This window comes from Rhizobacter sp. (genome assembly GCF_032229685.1).
In the GTDB taxonomy this organism is placed as follows: Bacteria; Pseudomonadota; Gammaproteobacteria; order Burkholderiales; family Burkholderiaceae_C; genus LMDS01.
Genome location: NZ_JAVTWP010000003.1, coordinates 335,545 through 352,104, shown reverse-complemented (window position 1 = coordinate 352,104; position 16,560 = coordinate 335,545). Strand labels below are relative to the sequence as shown.

17 protein-coding genes are annotated in these 16,560 nt (G+C 67.1%); 11 read left to right on the top strand and 6 right to left on the bottom strand.

Annotated elements, in window-relative coordinates; translation table 11 throughout:
* Positions 1-3: 3 nt before the first annotated feature.
* Complete coding sequence (locus AC30PD_RS02605) at positions 4-1,464, bottom strand: leucyl aminopeptidase (protein ID WP_489534071.1); 1,461 nt, start codon at positions 1,462-1,464, stop codon at positions 4-6.
* A gap of 28 nt (positions 1,465-1,492) precedes the next feature.
* Here AC30PD_RS02605 and lptF point away from each other — a divergent pair, with 28 nt between their 5' ends.
* The 5 genes from lptF to AC30PD_RS02580 are packed head-to-tail and all read left to right on the top strand — an operon-like array spanning position 1,493 to position 6,216.
* Complete coding sequence (gene lptF, locus AC30PD_RS02600; protein ID WP_489534070.1) at positions 1,493-2,596, top strand: LPS export ABC transporter permease LptF; 1,104 nt, start codon at positions 1,493-1,495, stop codon at positions 2,594-2,596.
* Complete coding sequence (lptG, locus tag AC30PD_RS02595) at positions 2,593-3,699, top strand: LPS export ABC transporter permease LptG (protein WP_489534069.1); 1,107 nt, start codon at positions 2,593-2,595, stop codon at positions 3,697-3,699. The genes lptF and lptG overlap by 4 nt, the downstream gene beginning before the upstream one ends.
* An 8-nt stretch (positions 3,700-3,707) precedes the next feature.
* On the top strand, positions 3,708-4,091 hold the full coding sequence (locus AC30PD_RS02590) for a sirohydrochlorin chelatase (RefSeq protein WP_489534068.1): 384 nt from the start codon (positions 3,708-3,710) through the stop codon (positions 4,089-4,091).
* Positions 4,088-5,032 (top strand): CysB family HTH-type transcriptional regulator, encoded by a 945-nt coding sequence (locus AC30PD_RS02585; RefSeq protein WP_489534067.1) that lies wholly within the window; start codon positions 4,088-4,090, stop codon positions 5,030-5,032. Before AC30PD_RS02590 ends, AC30PD_RS02585 begins: the two co-directional genes overlap by 4 nt.
* A 20-nt stretch (positions 5,033-5,052) precedes the next feature.
* Positions 5,053-6,216 carry a pyridoxal phosphate-dependent aminotransferase gene (locus AC30PD_RS02580; RefSeq protein ID WP_489534066.1) on the top strand — a complete coding sequence of 388 codons (1,164 nt, stop codon included), beginning with the start codon at positions 5,053-5,055 and terminating at the stop codon, positions 6,214-6,216.
* Between the two features lie 18 nt (positions 6,217-6,234).
* On the opposite strand, the gene AC30PD_RS02575 is transcribed toward AC30PD_RS02580, so the two are convergent.
* On the bottom strand, positions 6,235-8,301 hold the full coding sequence (locus AC30PD_RS02575; protein WP_489534065.1) for a hypothetical protein: 2,067 nt from the start codon (positions 8,299-8,301) through the stop codon (positions 6,235-6,237).
* 166 nt (positions 8,302-8,467) lie between these two features.
* On the opposite strand from AC30PD_RS02575, the gene AC30PD_RS02570 reads away from it, so the two are divergent.
* Positions 8,468-9,247 carry an oxepin-CoA hydrolase, alternative type gene (locus tag AC30PD_RS02570; RefSeq protein WP_489534064.1) on the top strand — a complete coding sequence of 260 codons (780 nt, stop codon included), beginning with the start codon at positions 8,468-8,470 and terminating at the stop codon, positions 9,245-9,247.
* A gap of 13 nt (positions 9,248-9,260) precedes the next feature.
* Here the strand turns inward: AC30PD_RS02570 and AC30PD_RS02565 are convergent, their stop codons facing one another.
* Positions 9,261-10,043, bottom strand: coding sequence for a class II aldolase/adducin family protein (locus AC30PD_RS02565; protein ID WP_489534063.1), 783 nt, complete (start codon positions 10,041-10,043; stop codon positions 9,261-9,263).
* 115 nt (positions 10,044-10,158) lie between these two features.
* Here AC30PD_RS02565 and AC30PD_RS02560 point away from each other — a divergent pair, with 115 nt between their 5' ends.
* The 3 genes from AC30PD_RS02560 to AC30PD_RS02550 are packed head-to-tail and all read left to right on the top strand — an operon-like array spanning position 10,159 to position 13,238.
* Positions 10,159-10,863, top strand: coding sequence for a Crp/Fnr family transcriptional regulator (locus AC30PD_RS02560; RefSeq protein ID WP_489534062.1), 705 nt, complete (start codon positions 10,159-10,161; stop codon positions 10,861-10,863).
* A 24-nt stretch (positions 10,864-10,887) separates the two neighbouring features.
* Positions 10,888-11,964 (top strand): phosphotransferase, encoded by a 1,077-nt coding sequence (locus tag AC30PD_RS02555; RefSeq protein ID WP_489534061.1) that lies wholly within the window; start codon positions 10,888-10,890, stop codon positions 11,962-11,964.
* A gap of 32 nt (positions 11,965-11,996) precedes the next feature.
* Positions 11,997-13,238: an acyl-CoA dehydrogenase family protein gene (locus tag AC30PD_RS02550; protein WP_489534060.1), complete on the top strand. Its 1,242-nt coding sequence runs from the start codon at positions 11,997-11,999 to the stop codon at positions 13,236-13,238.
* Positions 13,239-13,251: 13 nt separating this feature from the next.
* Here AC30PD_RS02550 and AC30PD_RS02545 read toward each other — a convergent pair whose 3' ends face one another.
* Positions 13,252-14,001, bottom strand: a complete 750-nt coding sequence (locus tag AC30PD_RS02545) for a hypothetical protein (protein ID WP_489534059.1) — start codon at positions 13,999-14,001, stop codon at positions 13,252-13,254.
* A gap of 77 nt (positions 14,002-14,078) precedes the next feature.
* Here AC30PD_RS02545 and AC30PD_RS02540 point away from each other — a divergent pair, with 77 nt between their 5' ends.
* Positions 14,079-14,771 (top strand): glutathione binding-like protein, encoded by a 693-nt coding sequence (locus tag AC30PD_RS02540; RefSeq protein WP_489534119.1) that lies wholly within the window; start codon positions 14,079-14,081, stop codon positions 14,769-14,771.
* Between the two features lie 40 nt (positions 14,772-14,811).
* Positions 14,812-15,282, top strand: a complete 471-nt coding sequence (locus AC30PD_RS02535) for a CreA family protein (RefSeq protein WP_489534058.1) — start codon at positions 14,812-14,814, stop codon at positions 15,280-15,282.
* A 22-nt stretch (positions 15,283-15,304) separates the two neighbouring features.
* Here AC30PD_RS02535 and nthB read toward each other — a convergent pair whose 3' ends face one another.
* Together nthB and AC30PD_RS02525 are read right to left on the bottom strand one after the other, a co-directional pair.
* The gene (nthB, locus tag AC30PD_RS02530; protein ID WP_489534057.1) at positions 15,305-15,925 is read right to left on the bottom strand and encodes a nitrile hydratase subunit beta; all 621 of its coding nucleotides are present in this window, start codon (positions 15,923-15,925) and stop codon (positions 15,305-15,307) included.
* Between the two features lie 9 nt (positions 15,926-15,934).
* Positions 15,935-16,531, bottom strand: a complete 597-nt coding sequence (locus AC30PD_RS02525) for a nitrile hydratase subunit alpha (protein WP_489534056.1) — start codon at positions 16,529-16,531, stop codon at positions 15,935-15,937.
* Positions 16,532-16,560: the final 29 nt, after the last annotated feature.

Here is a 16,560-nt window from a genome sequence, read left to right as displayed (position 1 = left end):
GCTTCAACCGTTTTGCGACAGCACGAAGTGCGTCAGCAGGCTCACCGGCCGGCCAGTGGCACCTTTTGCAGCGCCCGACTTCCAGGCGGTGCCGGCGATGTCGAGGTGCGCCCACGGGTACTTGGCCGTGAAGCGGCTCAGAAACTGCGCCGCCACGCTGGCCCCGGCGGCGCGCCCGCCGATGTTGCCCATGTCGGCGAAGCTGCTCTTCAGGCCTTCACCGTATTCTTCGTCGATCGGCATGCGCCAGCACGGGTCGAGGCCGGCCTGGCTGGCCGCCAGCAGTTGCTCGGCCACCTTGTCGTCGGCGGTGAACAGGCCCGAGTGGTGATGACCCAACGCCACCACGCAGGCGCCGGTCAGCGTGGCCACATCGACGACGACCGCCGGCTTGAAGCGCTCGACGTAGGTGAGCGCGTCGCACAGGATCAGCCGGCCTTCGGCGTCGGTGTTGAGGATCTCGATCGTCTGGCCCGACATGCTCTTGACCACGTCGCCAGGCTTGACGGCGCTGCCGCTGGGCATGTTGTCGCACGTGGGCACGACACACACGAGGTTCAGCTTCGGCTTCAGTTCGGCGACGGCTCGAAGCGTGCCGAGCACGCTCGCTGCACCCCCCATGTCGAACTTCATCTCGTCCATCTCGGCGCCGGGCTTGAGCGAAATCCCGCCGGTGTCGAAGGTGATGCCCTTGCCGACCAGCACGACCGGCGCCTGCGACTTCGGTGCGCCGTTGTAGCGCGCCACGATGAAGCGCGGCGGTTCTTCGGAGCCCTGGGCGACGGCGAGGAACGAGCCCATGCCGAGTTTTTCGCAGGCCTTGCGGTCGAGCACGTCGACCTTCAGGCCGTATTCCTTGCCGAGCTTCTTCGCCTGCTCGCCCAGGAAAGTGGGGGTGCAGTGGTTGCCGGGGCGGTTGGCGAACTCGCGCGCCAGGTTCACGCCGGCGGCGATCGCCTGACCGCGCGCCAGGCCTTGCTGCACGACCTTGGCGTCGGCCTTGCTGCACAGCAGCGTCACCTTGTTGATGGCGGCGGGTGCGGGCGCGCTCGGCTTCGTGTGGCGATACAGGTAGAGGCTCTCGCTCACCGCCGCGACCATCGCCTCGGCTTGCGCCGCGCCGAGTTCACCGGCGCCGGCCAGTGCCACGGCGACGTGTTTCGCGCCGGTGCCCTTGACTTGCTGAATGCCGGCCACCACCGCCGCCTTGAAAGCCTTGGCCGTGTGGGCGCCCGCCACCGAGAACACGACCCGCGGCGCGCGCACGCCGGCCGGGCGGTGCAGATAGAGGCACTTGCCGGCCTTGAGCTTGAAGTCGTCGTGCGCGAGCGCGTCGCTCAGCGCCGCACCGAGCGGTGCATCGAGCGTGGTGTCGACGGCGTCGCCGGTGACGATCAGCACGAGCGCGTCGCAGGTCAGGCCGGCGAGCGCGTCGGCCCCGAGAATTTGATGACGAAAGTCCATAATCTGCGGTCCATTAGACAAGCAGACGATGTTATTCGATTCCACTTTGCGCCGAGACCTGGCGCGCAACTTCGGCGCCACGCTGGTCGTGATCCTCACCATCGTGCTCACGATGATGCTGATCCGCACGCTCGGCCTGGCCGCCGGCGGCCAGGTCGCCCCGCAAGACGTGGTGCTGCTGCTCGGCTACGTGGCGCTCGGGCATTTGCCGACCATGCTGGCGCTGTCGCTGTTCATCTCGGTCGTGGCCACCCTGTCGCGCATGTACCGCGACAGCGAAATGGTCATCTGGTTCGCCAGCGGCGTGGGCCTGACCCGCTTCGTCGGCCCGGTGCTGCGGGTGTGCTGGCCGGTGCTGCTGGTGGTGGGCCTGCTGGCGCTGTTCGTCTGGCCGTGGCAGAACCAGCGCAGCGCGCAGTTGAAAGAACGTTTCGAGCGCCGCTCCGACCTGTCGCGCGTGGCGCCGGGCCAGTTCCAGACCTCGAACGACGGCACCCGCGTCTTCTTCATCGAACGCGACGCGGCTGACAGCGCCACCGGGCGCAACGTGTTCATCCTCTCGTCGCTCGCGGGCACCGAGTCGGTCACCTCGGCGCGCAGCGGCCGCATCGAGCTCGAAGGCGACGACCGCTTTCTGGTGTTGACGCGCGGCCAGCGCAACGAGCAGAACATGGGCAACAACGAAAAGACGCTGGCGCGTTTCGAGAGCTACCGGGTGCTGGCAGGCGAGAAAGTCTTGTCGAGCATGGACAACCTGCCGCCCAAGGCGCGCCCGAGCCTCGAGTTGCTGCAAGACCCCACGCCGCGCCACCAGGGTGAACTGGTGTGGCGGCTCGGGCTGTTGCTGGGCGCCGCCAACATGCTGCTGCTCGGCATCGGCCTGTCGGCCTCGAACCCGCGGCGGGCGAGCAACTGGAACCTGATGTTCGCGCTGCTCGCCTTCGTCGTGTACTACAACGTCATCAACCTCTCGCAGGCCTGGGTGGCGGGCAGCAAGGTGAGCATGGGCACGGCACTGGTGGCTGCGCATGGCGGCGCTTTCATGATCGCGATGCTGCTGCTCTGGTGGCGCGAGCACCTCAACAGCCGCTTCGGCTGGCGGCGCGCAACGCCGGTGGCCGCCGGCGCATGAAGACCGTCCGCCGCCTCTTCTATGCCGACATCGTCTCGGCCGTTGCTTTCGTGGCGCTGGCATTCCTGTCGCTGTCTTTTTTCATCGACTTCGTCGACGAACTCTCCGACGTGGGCACGGCGGGTTACACCAGTGTGCATGCGGCGATGTATTCGCTGCTGCTGGTGCCGGGTCACTTCTACGAGGTCTCGCCGATCGCGGTGCTGATCGGCGCGATCTACACGCTCTCGCGCATGGCGCAATCGTCTGAGTTCACGATCCTGCGCACCGGCGGGCTCGGCCCGGCGCGGGCGCTGTCGCTGTTGGCGAGCCTGGGTTTGATGTTCGGCGTGCTCACTTACCTCGTCGGCGATTACGTCGCGCCCCTGAGCGAGCGCCAGGCCAGCCTGCTGAAAGCGCACTACAAGGGCGGCGTGCGGCTCGGCCGTTCCGGGGCCTGGCTGAAAGACCACGCGAGCACGCCCGAAGGCGAACGCAGCTACTCGGTCAACGTGGCGTCGGCCAACGCCAAGGCGGTGCTGCAGAACATCCGCATCTTCGAGTTCGACGCCGACGGCCGCTTGCTGCGGCGCATCGCGGCCGGCAGCGGGCAGGTCGAGCCGAATTCGACCTGGGCTCTGCAAGACGTGCACATCACGCGCTGGATCAACGCCGAAGGCAAGGCACAGGCGCCCGAAGAAAAGCTCGAGCGCTACGACTGGCCCAGCAGCCTCTCGGCCGGCGTGGTGGCGGCGGCGGTGCTGCCGGTGAGCACGATGTCGACGATCGACCTGTTTCGCTACATCGGGCACCTGGCCGACAACGAACAGGCGGCGCAGAGCCACCAGATCCAGTTCTGGAAACGTGCGCTCTACCCGTTCGCCTGTCTCGTGATGATGGGCCTGGCCTTGCCGTTCGCCTACCTGCACGCACGTGCCGGCGGTGTGAGCCTGAAGGTGTTCGGCGGCATCATGCTGGGCATCAGTTTCGTGCTGCTGAACAACGTGTCGGGCCACCTCGGCCTGCTGCGCAACTGGACACCCTGGATCGTGGCCGCCACCCCGAGTGCGCTGTACCTGCTGATGTCGCTGGCGGCGTTCAGCTGGCTCGTTCGTTACCGATAGGACCGACCATGCAACGCGGCCTGATCCTGTTTGCCCACGGTGCCCGCGACCCGCGCTGGTCGCTGCCTTTCGAAGCCGTGGCTCGTGGCGTGCAGGCCCGTGAACCGCAGCTTGCCGTGCGGCTTGCCTTCCTCGAATTCATGACACCCGGGCTGCTCGACGCCGGCCACGCACTGGCGCAGGCGGGCTGCACGCGGGTCGACATCGTTCCGCTGTTCCTCGGCACCGGCGGCCATGTGCGCAAGGACCTGCCGCTGCTGGCCGCCGAGCTGTCTGCCGCGCACCCGCAGGTGCACTGGCACGTGCGGGCGGCGATCGGCGAAGACGAAGGTGTCATCGACGCCATGGCTCAGGCCGCTCTTGCGATGACGCTGGCGGAGGCTTCGGCATGAACCTGCACCAGTTCCGGTTCGTGCAGGAGGCCGTGCGCCGCGACCTCAACCTGACAGAAACCGCGAAAGCCCTGTTCACGTCGCAGCCTGGCGTCTCCAAGGCCATCCTCGAACTCGAAGCCGAGCTCGGCATCGACATCTTCGCGCGCCACGGCAAGCGCCTGCGGCGTGTCACCGAGCCCGGCGCGCAGGTGCTCAAGGCGATCGAAGTGATCATGCGCGAGGTGGGCAACCTGAAACGCATCGGCGAAGAGTATTCGCAGCAGGACGCCGGCACGCTGTCGATCGCCACCACGCACAGCCAGGCGCGCTACTTCCTGCCGGGGCCGGTGGCGCAGCTGCGCAAGCGTTTCCCGAAGGTCAACATCAGCCTGCACCAGGGTTCGCCCGACCAGGTGGCGCGCATGGTGATCGACGAAGTGGCCGATGTCGGCCTGGCCACCGAAGCGCTGACTGGCTACGACGAACTTGTCACCCTGCCCTGCTACGAATGGCACCACGCGGTCGTGATGCCGGCGAGCCACCCGCTGGCGCAGGTCGAACGCATCTCGCTCGAAGACCTGGCGGTGCTGCCGCTGGTGTCTTACCACCCGTCGTTCAGCGGCCGCAGCCGCGTCGACGCGGCCTTCGCCACGCGCAGCCTGAAGCCCGACATCGTGCTTGAGGCGATCGACGCCGACGTGATCAAGACCTATGTGCGCATCGGCCTCGGCGTCGGCATCGTCTCCGAGCTCGCGGTGCGCGACGACCCGCCGGGCGGCGAGCTCGTGTCGCGCCCGGTGGGCCACCTGTTCGGCCAGAACGTGACGCGCATCGCCTTCAAGCGCGGCGCCTACCTGCGCAACTTCGTCTATGCCTTCGCCGAGATGATGTCGGACCGCCTGAGCCGAGCACTCGTCGCCCGAGCGATGAGCGGCGACGCGCACGACTACCAGCTTTGAACCCACCCGCCTTCGCCAGCATGACCACGACCTTCCACACCCCCGTCATCACCAGCCGCCTGCCGCGCGTGGGCACGACCATCTTCACCGTGATGTCGGCGCTCGCCCAGCAGCACAACGCCGTCAACCTCGGCCAGGGCTTCCCCGACTTCGACTGCGCGCCCGAGTTGCTCGACGCCGTGAACACGGCGATGCGCAGCGGCCTGAACCAGTACCCGCCGATGGCCGGCGTGCCGCTGTTCCGCGAAGCGATCGCGGCCAAGGTGGCCACGCTCTACGGCCACAGCTACGACCCGGGCACCGAGATCACGGTCACGGCCGGCGCCACGCAGGCGATCATCACGGCGATCCTGGCGCTCGTGCACCCAGGCGACGAAGTGATCGTGCTCGACCCGTGCTACGACAGCTACGAGCCGAACATCGAGCTTGCCGGCGGCCGCGCCGTTCATGTGCCCTTGACGCCCGGCAGCTTCGCGCCCGACTTCAACCTGATCAAGGCCGCGATCACGCCCCGCACCCGCGCCATCATCGTCAACACGCCGCACAACCCGAGCGCCACGGTCTGGTCGGCGCAGCACATGCAGAGCCTCGCCGCGTTGCTGCGAGGCACCGACATCGTCGTGATCGCCGACGAGGTCTACGAGCACATGGTGTTCGACGGTGCATTGCACCAGAGCGTGGCGCGTTTCCCCGAGCTGGCGCAGCGCAGCATCGTCGTCTCGAGCTTCGGAAAGACCTACCACGTGACCGGTTGGAAGGTGGGTTACGCCGCCGCGCCGGCCGAACTGATGGCCGAGTTTCGCAAGGTGCACCAGTTCAACGTGTTCACCGTGAACACGCCGATGCAGCACGGCCTGGCCAGCTTCATGGCCGACGCTTCGCGACACCTCGACCTGCCGGCCTTCTACCAGCGCAAGCGCGACCTGTTCCGCGCGGGTCTGGCGCAGAGCCGCTTCAAGCTGCTGCCCAGCTCGGGCAGCTACTTCCAGTGTGTCGACTACTCGGCCATCAGCGACCAGAGCGAAGAGGTTTTCTGCCGCTGGCTCACGGCCGAAGCCGGCGTGGCAGCGATTCCGGTGTCGGCGTTCTACCAGGGCGGTTTCGAGCAACGCCTGGCGCGTTTCTGCTTCGCGAAGAAAGACGAAACGCTGAACCTCGCACTCGAACGGCTGGCGCGGCTGTAGCCGGCGCAGCCGACACACTCAGCGCTTGTCTGGCGGCGCAGGCGCCTGCGGGTCGAGGTCCAGGTCGAGATCGAAGTCGATCAGGTTCGAGTCGCGCGCCTGGGCACGCTCGGCAGAACGCCGTTCCAGGCCGGTGGGCGCAGGCAACACGGCATCAGCCTCGCCACGCACCAGCGACACGTCGAGGTCGAGCGGCTGGGTCATCAGCGCGCTGTTCTGGAACCCGGTGCTGTGCACACGCTGTGCGATCGGCTCGGCGGGCACGTCGTCGTGCATCGGCAGCAGCAGATCCACGTCGCGACCGAGGTCGGTGACACCGTGCTCCTGGAAGTCACGCGCGATGGCGTAGAGGAACAGCAGTTCGCGGTACGCCGGCAAGTCGTAGGTCTGGTCGGAAACGTCACGCCGGAACAAGGCAGCGGCCAGGGTTTCCATCGCCTTGGCCGGGGCCGCCCAGAGCGACTGCAGGCGTTGCACGGTTTCGGGGTAGGCCTCCAGCGCCAGACCTTGCTGCAGGTCGGAAGTCCAGTCGGGCGCGTAGGCGTTGAAGCGCCGGTTGAAACGATCACGAATGCGCTCGTAGGCATCTGACTCGCCACGCCGCTTGTAGATCTCGAGCAGCTTCAGGTACGGCAAGGGGCTGATGCCACCGTCGTTGCGCACGTGGCTCATCAGCAGCTCGATGGCGGCTTCGTCCTGCCCGAGCACGACGAAGAACTCGGCTTGCTGCTCGAGGTCGATCAGTTCCTCGACCGAGAGTTCGCGGGTTGGCTCGGCCACCACCGGCGCGGGCCGCAGTGCCGCGGCGGCCGGCACCGTCATCGGCAGATCGGGCGCAGGCATCGAGACTTCGCCGGGCTCGAGCACCGAGACTTCGTAGGCCGGCGCGACACCCGACATCGTGGTCGGCGACCCGACCTCGAACTCGGCCGGGGTCTTGGTTCGTGGCGCTGCAGGGGGGGCAGCCACCGGGGCCGGCGGAGCCCACCACTGGGCCGCGCCGCGGGCCCGCGACTGCCGCCACCAGAGCGCGCCCACCGCGAGCGCCAGCAGCGCCGACAACCAGGCCAGCGTGTACACCAGCGGGTTGGCATAACGCTCCGACTCTGCCGCCTGCAGACGCGCCTGCAGCGTCACCAGCGCTTGCTGCGTGGCTTGCGACTCATTGCGCACACGCGCCAGGCCTTCTTCGAGCAGGCGGATGCGCTCTCGCTCCAGCGCCAGCAAGGCTGCTGTGTCGTCGACCGCGGCTGCCGAGGCGGCACTCGCCGGCGCTGAAGCCGCAGCCGCCACGACCGGCAACTGCACGCCGGGTGCCGCCGATGCAGCGCGCGCCACCACGGCCGGCGCTGCTTCGAGTTCGAGCCGCGGCCCGGACGCCGCCGCGCGCACCGCTTGCGCGGCGACGCGCCGAGCGGGGGGCTTTTTCGCTGCTGGCGCGGCGGTGGCTGCAGGCGCACTGGCCGAATCGGCCGCAGCACGGGCGACCACCACGGGGCGGCTGCGCGGCGTGGTTCGTGGCGCTGCACCTTCGCGGCGTGGCCGCTCGGACCGGGCCACGGGCGCCGTGCCCTGCGCCGGCGCCGCCGCCACCGGCGACCTCTCGCCTTCGACGATGGACACCAGCGGCGCGACCTGCGAGTCGGCGCGCTGCGGCACCATCATCGCGTTGTCGGCGGCCGCGACCTGCGGCGCATTGATCAGCGGCGGGTCGATGAAGGCGACGAACTTGCGCGTGACCTTCGAGGTGCAACCCACCGAGACACTCACGGTCACGACCGGCTCGTCGACCAGCGTGCTCGTGGTCACACGAACGAGGCGCTCGTTGGCGGTCGCACCCGCTTCGAGCGTCACGCGAACCTGGCCGGGCTGCAGCTTGCTTTCGCCGACCAGCACTTCGGCGGCCACGCACTCGCGTGACAGGCTCTCGTCGTTCTCGAGGCGGATCGCCGCAGCGAAGTTCAGCGGCTGGCCGAGCTGCGTGGTGTTGCCAATGCGACCGAAACCCAGGGCCTTGGCGGGAGCGGCGGCAACCCAGAGCGCCGCGGCGAGGCTGAGGGAAAAAACGGTAGCGGTGGCTCGCATGCAGGGCTGGATTTTCGGCGCAAAAGTGACCTCTTGACTCTAGCATGAAGACCTTGCGTGACCCGCCGTTCTACGCCCGGCAAAGACGGCGCGCGTGACACAATCCCCGCCCGGGCCGGCGCGGCCGCTCCGCACCGTGCCTCAACACGCCCGCTGAAGGAAATTCATGCCCTCGGAGATGCTGACCGAACGTGTTGGTTCGGTGCTGGTGCTGACGCTCAGCGACCCGGCCACGCGCAACACCCTCTCGCACCAGGCGATCGCCGCCGGCATCGAAGCACTCGGCGTGGCCGAGGCCGACGGCACGGTGCGTTGCGTGATCCTGCGTGGCGACGGTGCGCACTTCTGCGCTGGCGGCAACCTGCAGGGCTTGATGGAGCGCCGCCAGGCCGGGCCGCCGGCGCAGCACCAGATGCTGGAGCACCTGCACCAGTTCGTCGAAGCGCTGGGCGCCTGCCCGAAGCCGGTGATCGCCTGTGTCGAAGGCGCAGCAGCCGGTGCCGGCTTTTCGCTTGCTCTGGCATGCGACCTCATGGTCGCGGCCGACGACGCAAGATTCATCCTGTCCTACGGCCGCATCGGCCTGTCACCCGATGGCGGTGCAACCTGGGGCCTGTCGCAGGCCTTGCCGCGCGCCCTGGTGCAGAAGCTGGTCTGGCTTGGCGAGCCCGTCACGGCGCAGGCCTTGCACGGCTGGGGACTCGTGGCCGCGCTCGCCGGCAGCGGGCAGGCTTTCAGCGAGTCGCTGCGGCTCGCACAGCGCCTGGCCGACATGGCGCCGAACGCGGTGGCGAGCGCGAAAGAACTGGTGCGGCAAGCCGCCTCGCAAGCGCTGACGCAGCAACTCGGCGCCGAGCGTGATCACTTCATCGCCAACCTGTTCCACGCCAACGGCGCCGAAGGACTGCAGGCTTTCATGGAAAAGCGCACCCCGCGCTTCGAGTGAGGCGCGGGTTCGGTCAGGTGGCGTAGCTCGGGTCGTGGCGGTCCAGCCGGCGCAGCAGGCCCGGCCAGGTGAGCGCGCCGCCACCGACACCGCGAGTGCCCACGCGGGCCTGTTCCGAGGCCGTGGCGATGATGCGCGGGTCGACGGGCGTGAGTTCGGTGCCGCCGGCCATCGCGCGGACCTGGATCGTGCACACCGTCTCGAACAGGTACATCGCCAGAAAGGCTTCGGGTATCGTGCTGCCGAGCGTCAGCAGGCCGTGGTTGCGCAGCATCAGGTAGTTGTTGTCGGGGCCGAGGTCGGCCACGAGGCGCGGCTTTTCGTCGTCGCGCAGCGCCACGCCTTCGTAGTCGTGGTAACTCAGGCCCGACAGCACGAAGATCGACTGCTGCGAGATCGGCAGCACGCCAGCCTTCTGCGCCGACACCGCGATGCCGTTGAGCGTGTGCGTGTGCATCACGCACTGTGAGTCGTGGCGCGCCGAGTGAATGGCGCTGTGGATCGTGAAGCCGGCCGGGTTCACCGGGTACGGCGAGTTGTCGAGCTTGTTGCCCTGCGCGTCGATCCTGATCAGGCTCGACGCGGTGATCTCGTCGAACATCAGGCCGTAGGGGTTGATCAGAAACGAGTCGTGGCTGCCGGGCAGGCGCGCGCTGATGTGCGTGAACACGAGGTCGTCCCACTTGAACATGGCGACCAGCCGGTAGGCGGCGGCGAGGTCGACGCGCAGCTGCCATTCTTCGGCGCTCACTTCGTTCTTGAGGCTGGGGATCTTGAGTGCGGCGGCGGCGTTCATTCGGGTCTCCTTCGTGTGCTGAAGCACAGGCGTTTGCAGGGCTGCGATCGGCTGTCGCATGTCATGGACAATAGGTCAGCGGAGCAGCATCATGCTGTCACATCAGCGACTGAACATGACCACCCCCGTTCTTACAATTGCCGAACAATCCAATATCGACTCGGGCTCTTGGTTTTCACGACTCTCCCAACCCTTGCGCAATGCGATCCTTTCGAGGTCGGTGGTGCGCCGGTTGAAAGACGGGGCCATGATGTCGGCCCGCGGCGCCCCCGCCGACGAATGGTGCGGCGTGGCCAAGGGTGCCGTGCGGGTCAGCTCGGTGTCACTCTCGGGCAAGCAGATCACCCTCACCTACGTGGAACCAGGCACCTGGTTCGGCGACATCTCGCTGTTCGACGGCTTGCCCCGCACGCACGATTCCAACGCCCATGGCGAGACCACGTTGCTGGTCGTGCGCAAGGCCGACTTCAAGGAACTGCTTTCGCAGCACACCGAGTTGTACGAAGCGCTGCTGCGCCTGAACTGCCGGCGCCTGCGCCTGATGTTCGACGCCGTCGAAGACCTGAACACCCGCCCGCTCGCGTCGCGCCTGGCCAAGCAGATCCTGCTGCTGGCGCGCAGCTACGGCATCAACGAGGGCGAAGAGATCCGCATCGGCCTGCAGCTCGCCCAGGAAGACCTGGCGCAACTGCTCGGCGCCTCGCGCCAGCGCGTGAACCAGGAACTCAAAGGCTTCGAGCGCGACGGCGCGGTGCGCATCGAGCCGACGCGGCTGGTGGTGCTGTCGAAAGAAAAGCTGCTGGCGATTTCCAGCAAGTGATGAATCCACCTCGAGGTTGATGACATGGAAGCCAACGCCGGTACCAAGCCCGTCGCCGAATCGCACCAGTTCGACACCGCCGCGCTGCAGGCTTACCTGCAGGGCCGGCTCGACGGCTTTGCCGGCCCGCTGACGGTCGAGCAGTTCAAGGGCGGCCAGTCGAACCCGACCTACAAGCTGATCACGCCGACGCGCTCGTACGTGATGCGTTCCAAGCCCGGCCCGGCCGCCAAGCTGCTGCCTTCGGCCCACGCGATCGACCGCGAATTCACGGTGATGAACGCGCTGCACGGCTGCGACGTGCCGGTGCCGAAGATGCACCTGCTGTGCGAAGACGAAAGCGTGATCGGCCGGGCTTTCTACGTCATGGAGTTCATGCAGGGCCGGGTGTTCTGGGACCAGTCGCTGCCCGACATCGCCAAGGCCGACCGCGCCGCCTACTACGACGAGATGAACCGCGTGATCGCGGCGCTGCACAACGTCGACGTGAACAAGGCCGGCCTCGCCAGCTACGGCAAACCCGGCAACTACTTCGAGCGCTCGATCGGCCGCTGGACCAAGCAGTACCTGGCGTCGATCACCGAGCCCATCGACGCGATGGACGAGCTGATGGCCTGGCTGCCGGCCAACATTCCGGCCAGTGCGCGCGACGAAGGCCAGGTATCGGTCGTGCACGGCGACTACCGGCTCGACAACCTGATGTTCGACGCCACCGAACCCCGCGTGATCGCGGTGCTCGACTGGGAACTCTCGACCACCGGCCACCCGCTGGCCGACTTCAGCTACCACTGCATGTCGTGGCACATCGCACCCGGGCAATTTCGCGGCGTCGGCGGGCTCGACCTGCAGGCCCTCGGCATCCCCGACGAGAAGAGCTACGTGCGTCGTTACTGCGAACGCACGGGCCGGCCCGACCCCGCCGCCGTGATGGCCGACTGGAACTTCTACCTCGCCTACAACATGTTCCGCCTCGCCGGCATCCTGCAAGGAATTGCAAAACGTGTCGAGATGGGGACAGCGTCGAGCGCACAAGCACGTCAAGCTGGGGCCGGTGCGCGACCGCTGGCCGAAATGGGCTGGCGCATCGCCCGTCAGGCCTGACCGCACCGAGCCGATTCACGAAGGAGACACCCATGGACTTCAGCTATTCCCCCCGCACCCTCGACCTGCAAGCCAAGCTGCTGCGGTTCATGGACGAACACATCTACCCGGCCGAGGCGAAATACGACGCCGAGATCGCGGCCAACACCGCCGCCGGCAAACGCTGGACACCGCTCAAGACCATCGAAGAGCTCAAGCCCAAGGCGCGTGCGATCGGCCTGTGGAACCTGTTTCTGCCGCCCACCGCCGGCGGCGAAGGTGGCGCGCACAACGGCCGCGACTTCGGCCTGTCGAACAGCGACTACGCGCCACTGGCCGAGATCATGGGGCGCGTGCCCTGGTCGAGCGAGGTCTTCAACTGCTCGGCGCCCGACACCGGCAACATGGAAACCATCGAGCGCTACGGCAAGCCCGAGCACAAGAAACAATGGCTCGAACCGCTGCTCGACGGCAAGATCCGCAGCGCGTTCGCGATGACCGAACCGGCGGTGGCTTCGAGCGACGCGACCAACATCGCGTCGAGCATCCGGCGTGACGGCGACGACTACGTCATCAACGGCCGCAAGTGGTGGATCAGCGGTGCCGGCGACCCGCGCTGCCAGATCTACATCTTCATGGGCAAGACCGACCCCGAAGCGCCGCGCCATTCGCAGCAGTCGATGATCCTCGTGCCGGCCGACACCAAGGGCATCAAGGTGCTGCGGCCGCTCTCGGTGTTCGGCTACGACGACGCGCCGCACGGCCACATGGAAATCACCTTCGACAACGTGCGCGTGCCGGCCAGCAACATCCTGCTTGGCGAAGGCCGTGGTTTCGAGATCGCCCAGGGCCGCCTCGGGCCGGGCCGCATTCACCACTGCATGCGGCTGATCGGCCTGGCCGAACGTTCGCTCGAACTGATGTGCAAGCGTGCCTCGTCGCGCGTGGCCTTCGGCCGCACGGTCGCCGAGCAGGGTGTCACGCGCGAGCGCATCGCCGAAGCGCGCTGCCGCATCGACATGGCTCGCCTGCTCACGCTGAAGGCAGCGTGGATCATGGACGTGGCCGGCAACAAGACCGCCAAGGCCGAGATCGCGATGATCAAGGTGGTGGCGCCGAGCATGGCCTTGCAGGTGATCGACTGGGCCATGCAGGCGCACGGTGGTGGTGGCGTGTGCGAAGATTTCCCGCTCGCCGGCTTCTACGCGGGCGCCCGCACGCTGCGTTTTGCCGACGGCCCGGACGAAGTGCACCGCAACGCGATCGCCAAGCTCGAGCTCGGCAAATACGCCTGAGCGCGCAACCGCCCTAGCCCGGCTTGTTCAGATCCTGCAGTTCTTCGGAATGCAGGCTCTGCCAGGCGGTCGACGAGGTCGAATGCCACTGCCCGCCCGGGCCATCGAAACCCGCGGCGGCCGCCAGTGCCTGGAGCACCGCAGTCTGGAAAACGGCCAGGGCCGCGGCGATGTCGGCCCCATCGGGCGTGTCGAGCAGCATGCGCAGGTAGACGCGGCTGCGCAGCGTCATCAGCACGAACGGCGGGTCGTAGCGCAGCAGCCGGTCGGCCGAGCGTTGCAAGGCCTCGGCCAGCGGGCCTTCGATCCAGGCCAGGCCAGCCTGAGGCACGCTGGCCACCGCACCGAAGTGCGCACGCAACGTCTTCACCGATGCCATGTCGACCTTCGGGAACATCACGAGCCAGCGCATCTCTTCGGGCGCCTGCGCCCCGATCTGCGTCTGCATGCTGTCGGTGAACTGTTCGTAGGTGGCGCGCTCCAGCCTGTCCATCAGCGTGCGCGACAGCACCAGCATCAGCATGTCGTGCGGCAGCGCCAGTTCCATGCGCAGCCGCAGTTCATGGCCACCGATGTAGTCGCGCTGCGGCGGGCCCCACTCGAGCCGCCAGGGCCTGCCTTCGATCGCGCCATCGATCACGAAGCCGTCTTCGCCGCGCACCCGTTTGAAGCCGTGGCCGCTGGCGCGCGCCCATTCCTGCACCGCGGCCAGGTCACGCTCGGGCGCCGGCTTGTTGAACAGCTTCTTGAAGGACTCGAGCATGCGCGTGCCCGATCAACTAGAGTGGCTGCCGAACGCACACGCCGTGCGGCCGGAAGGAAGACAAGATGGACAAGGACATGATCGAAGTGTATTCGTGGGCCACGCCCAACGGGCACAAGGTTCACATCATGCTGGAGGAGTGCGGCCTGCCCTACCGGGCGCACGCGGTCGACATCGGCGCCGGTGACCAGTTCAAGCCCGAGTTCCTGGCGATCAGCCCGAACAACAAGATCCCGGCGATCACCGACCCGAACGGGCCCGACGGCAAGCCGATCTCGCTGTTCGAGTCGGGTGCGATCCTGCTCTACCTCGCCGGGAAGACGGGCCGGTTCATGCCGGACGACACACGCGGGAAGTACGAGACGCTCGAATGGCTGATGTTCCAGATGGGCGGCGTGGGCCCGATGCTCGGCCAGGCGCACCACTTCCGCATCTACGCGCCCGAGAAGATCGAGTACGCGGTGAACCGCTACACGAACGAAGCCAAACGCCTGTACGGCGTCATGAACAATCGCCTGGCGAAGAGCAAGTACATCGCCGGGCCGAACTACACGATCGCCGACATTGCGATCTTTCCTTGGCTGCGTTCGTGGAAGAACCAGGGCATCGACTGGAACGACCACCCGCACCTGAAGGGCTGGTTCGACGAGATCGCGGCGCGGCCTGCCGTGAAGCGTGGTGTGGAGGTGCTGGCGGCGCTGCGCAAGCCGCTGCACGACGACAAGGCGCGCGAAACGCTGTTCGGCGCCACGCAATACAAGAAACACTGACCGGGCGCGCCGCGCTCACACCGTTCGACGAGGAGTTTTCATGAAGAAGAAGTGGGCCACCCTGCTGCTGGCCACGTTGCTGAGCACGCTGGCGCAGGCCGAACGGGTCGGCGAGGTCGACACGGTGTTCAAGTTCATCGGCCCCGACCACAAGATCGTGGTCGACGCCTACGACGACCCCAAGGTGGCCGGCATCACCTGCTTCGTGTCGCGCGCCAAGACCGGCGGCATCAAGGGTGCGGTCGGGCTGGCCGAAGACAAGGCCGAAGCCTCGATCGCGTGCCGCCAGACCGGCCCGATCTCGTTCGCGAAGCCACTGCCGAAGCAGGAAGAGATCTTCGACGTGAGCCTGTCATTGCTGTTCAAGAAGCTGCGTGTCGTGCGCATGGTCGACGCCAAGCGCAACACTCTGATCTACATGACCTACTCCGACCGCGTGATCGAAGGTTCGCCGCAGAACAGCATCACCGCGGTGCCGGTGGAGCGTGCGACGCCGATCCCGGTGAAGTGACAGCGCGTGGGCTTGCTCCGCCCTATGCCGACCGCTCCAGATAACTCTGGAACACCCCCACGTGCACGAAGGCCCGGTCGGCCGAGTTCGGCCACAACTCGGTGGTGTCGAAGCGTACGTCGTAAGTGGGCTCGTCGGCGGCCGCAAGCCCGTGCGCGTGCGCGTCGGGGAACGGGTAGGCCGGTGACTCTCCCACGACCACACCGTACTTGCCACGAATGTAGGCCGGCATGCGCACATGCCCGGGCACCTGATCGAGGCTCACGCGCACCCGGTCGCCCAGCTCGAAGCGCTGCCGTGGCGCCACGTTCGAGCGCCCCGGCGCGCTCGGCAGCGCCAGCGGAAACGCGCCTTGCGCCAGCTGCTCCAGTTCTTCACGCGTGAAGATTCCCTTTTCCACGCACAGCGTTGCCGTGCTCGTCAGCGAACGCTCGTAGTAGCCGGCACTCAGGTAGTGGCGAGGCTCCATGCGCTCGATCGCGTGGCGGTACTCGTCCATGTTGAACACACCGAGTTTCACGGCGAGCGAATAGAGCGCGTTGGCACGCTTTTCCCAAGGCTCGTGAAAGACCTCTCGCGCTTCGGGAGAAAACGACACCGGGCCGAAGCCCTGCTTGCCACCCAGATCGTGTATGCCGTCCATATCGAACTCCTAGAGGCGTGCGACGCCGATCATCGACTCCTTGCTGACGAGGTCAACGAGTTGCTCTTCCGGCCAGCCCAGGGTGTGCGGCGGCTGCACCGGCAGCACGATGTAGCGGGTGTCAGCCGTCGTGTCCCAGACCCTCACCTCCATCTCCGGCGGCAGGTCGAGCCCCAGCTCGCGCAGCACGGTGCGCGATTCGCGGACCACGCGGGCACGGTACTCGAGGTCTTTGTACCAGCCCGGCGGCAGGCCGATCACGGTGAATGCGGTGCAGGAACACAAGGTGCAGCAGATGACGTTGTGAATCGTGGCGGTGTTCTCCAGCACCACGAGGTGTCGGTGGTGGCGTGGCATGTCGATGCCGAGCTCGATGACCGCGGCACGGCCATTCGCCAGCAGGCGCTCTCGGTAAGCCGGATCGACCCAGGCCTTGGCCACCACCCGCGCGCCGTTGCGCGGAACCCATTGTTCTTCGGCAAGGTGTTCGAACTCGTCGATGAACTCGCCGGGTTTCATGCCACGCTCGCGCAGCGCGGCCTCGACCGCAGCCACACGCCGCTCGATGGGTGCCGTGGCGGCTTGCAAAGGCCTCTGCTCGGACATGGGTTTCACTCCGGATGCGGTGGTTCAAG

Excerpts from the sequence above, each read along its gene's own strand:
- AC30PD_RS02605 (WP_489534071.1), bottom strand. The coding sequence starts at position 1,464 with ATGGACTTTCGTCATCAAATTCTCGGGGCCGACGCGCTCGCCGGCCTG.
- lptF (WP_489534070.1), top strand. The coding sequence starts at position 1,493 with ATGTTATTCGATTCCACTTTGCGCCGAGACCTGGCGCGCAACTTCGGC.
- lptG (WP_489534069.1), top strand. The coding sequence starts at position 2,593 with ATGAAGACCGTCCGCCGCCTCTTCTATGCCGACATCGTCTCGGCCGTT.
- AC30PD_RS02590 (WP_489534068.1), top strand. The coding sequence starts at position 3,708 with ATGCAACGCGGCCTGATCCTGTTTGCCCACGGTGCCCGCGACCCGCGC.
- AC30PD_RS02585 (WP_489534067.1), top strand. The coding sequence starts at position 4,088 with ATGAACCTGCACCAGTTCCGGTTCGTGCAGGAGGCCGTGCGCCGCGAC.
- AC30PD_RS02580 (WP_489534066.1), top strand. The coding sequence starts at position 5,053 with ATGACCACGACCTTCCACACCCCCGTCATCACCAGCCGCCTGCCGCGC.
- AC30PD_RS02575 (WP_489534065.1), bottom strand. The coding sequence starts at position 8,301 with ATGCGAGCCACCGCTACCGTTTTTTCCCTCAGCCTCGCCGCGGCGCTC.
- AC30PD_RS02570 (WP_489534064.1), top strand. The coding sequence starts at position 8,468 with ATGCCCTCGGAGATGCTGACCGAACGTGTTGGTTCGGTGCTGGTGCTG.
- AC30PD_RS02565 (WP_489534063.1), bottom strand. The coding sequence starts at position 10,043 with ATGAACGCCGCCGCCGCACTCAAGATCCCCAGCCTCAAGAACGAAGTG.
- AC30PD_RS02560 (WP_489534062.1), top strand. The coding sequence starts at position 10,159 with ATGACCACCCCCGTTCTTACAATTGCCGAACAATCCAATATCGACTCG.
- AC30PD_RS02555 (WP_489534061.1), top strand. The coding sequence starts at position 10,888 with ATGGAAGCCAACGCCGGTACCAAGCCCGTCGCCGAATCGCACCAGTTC.
- AC30PD_RS02550 (WP_489534060.1), top strand. The coding sequence starts at position 11,997 with ATGGACTTCAGCTATTCCCCCCGCACCCTCGACCTGCAAGCCAAGCTG.
- AC30PD_RS02545 (WP_489534059.1), bottom strand. The coding sequence starts at position 14,001 with ATGCTCGAGTCCTTCAAGAAGCTGTTCAACAAGCCGGCGCCCGAGCGT.
- AC30PD_RS02540 (WP_489534119.1), top strand. The coding sequence starts at position 14,079 with ATGATCGAAGTGTATTCGTGGGCCACGCCCAACGGGCACAAGGTTCAC.
- AC30PD_RS02535 (WP_489534058.1), top strand. The coding sequence starts at position 14,812 with ATGAAGAAGAAGTGGGCCACCCTGCTGCTGGCCACGTTGCTGAGCACG.
- nthB (WP_489534057.1), bottom strand. The coding sequence starts at position 15,925 with ATGGACGGCATACACGATCTGGGTGGCAAGCAGGGCTTCGGCCCGGTG.
- AC30PD_RS02525 (WP_489534056.1), bottom strand. The coding sequence starts at position 16,531 with ATGTCCGAGCAGAGGCCTTTGCAAGCCGCCACGGCACCCATCGAGCGG.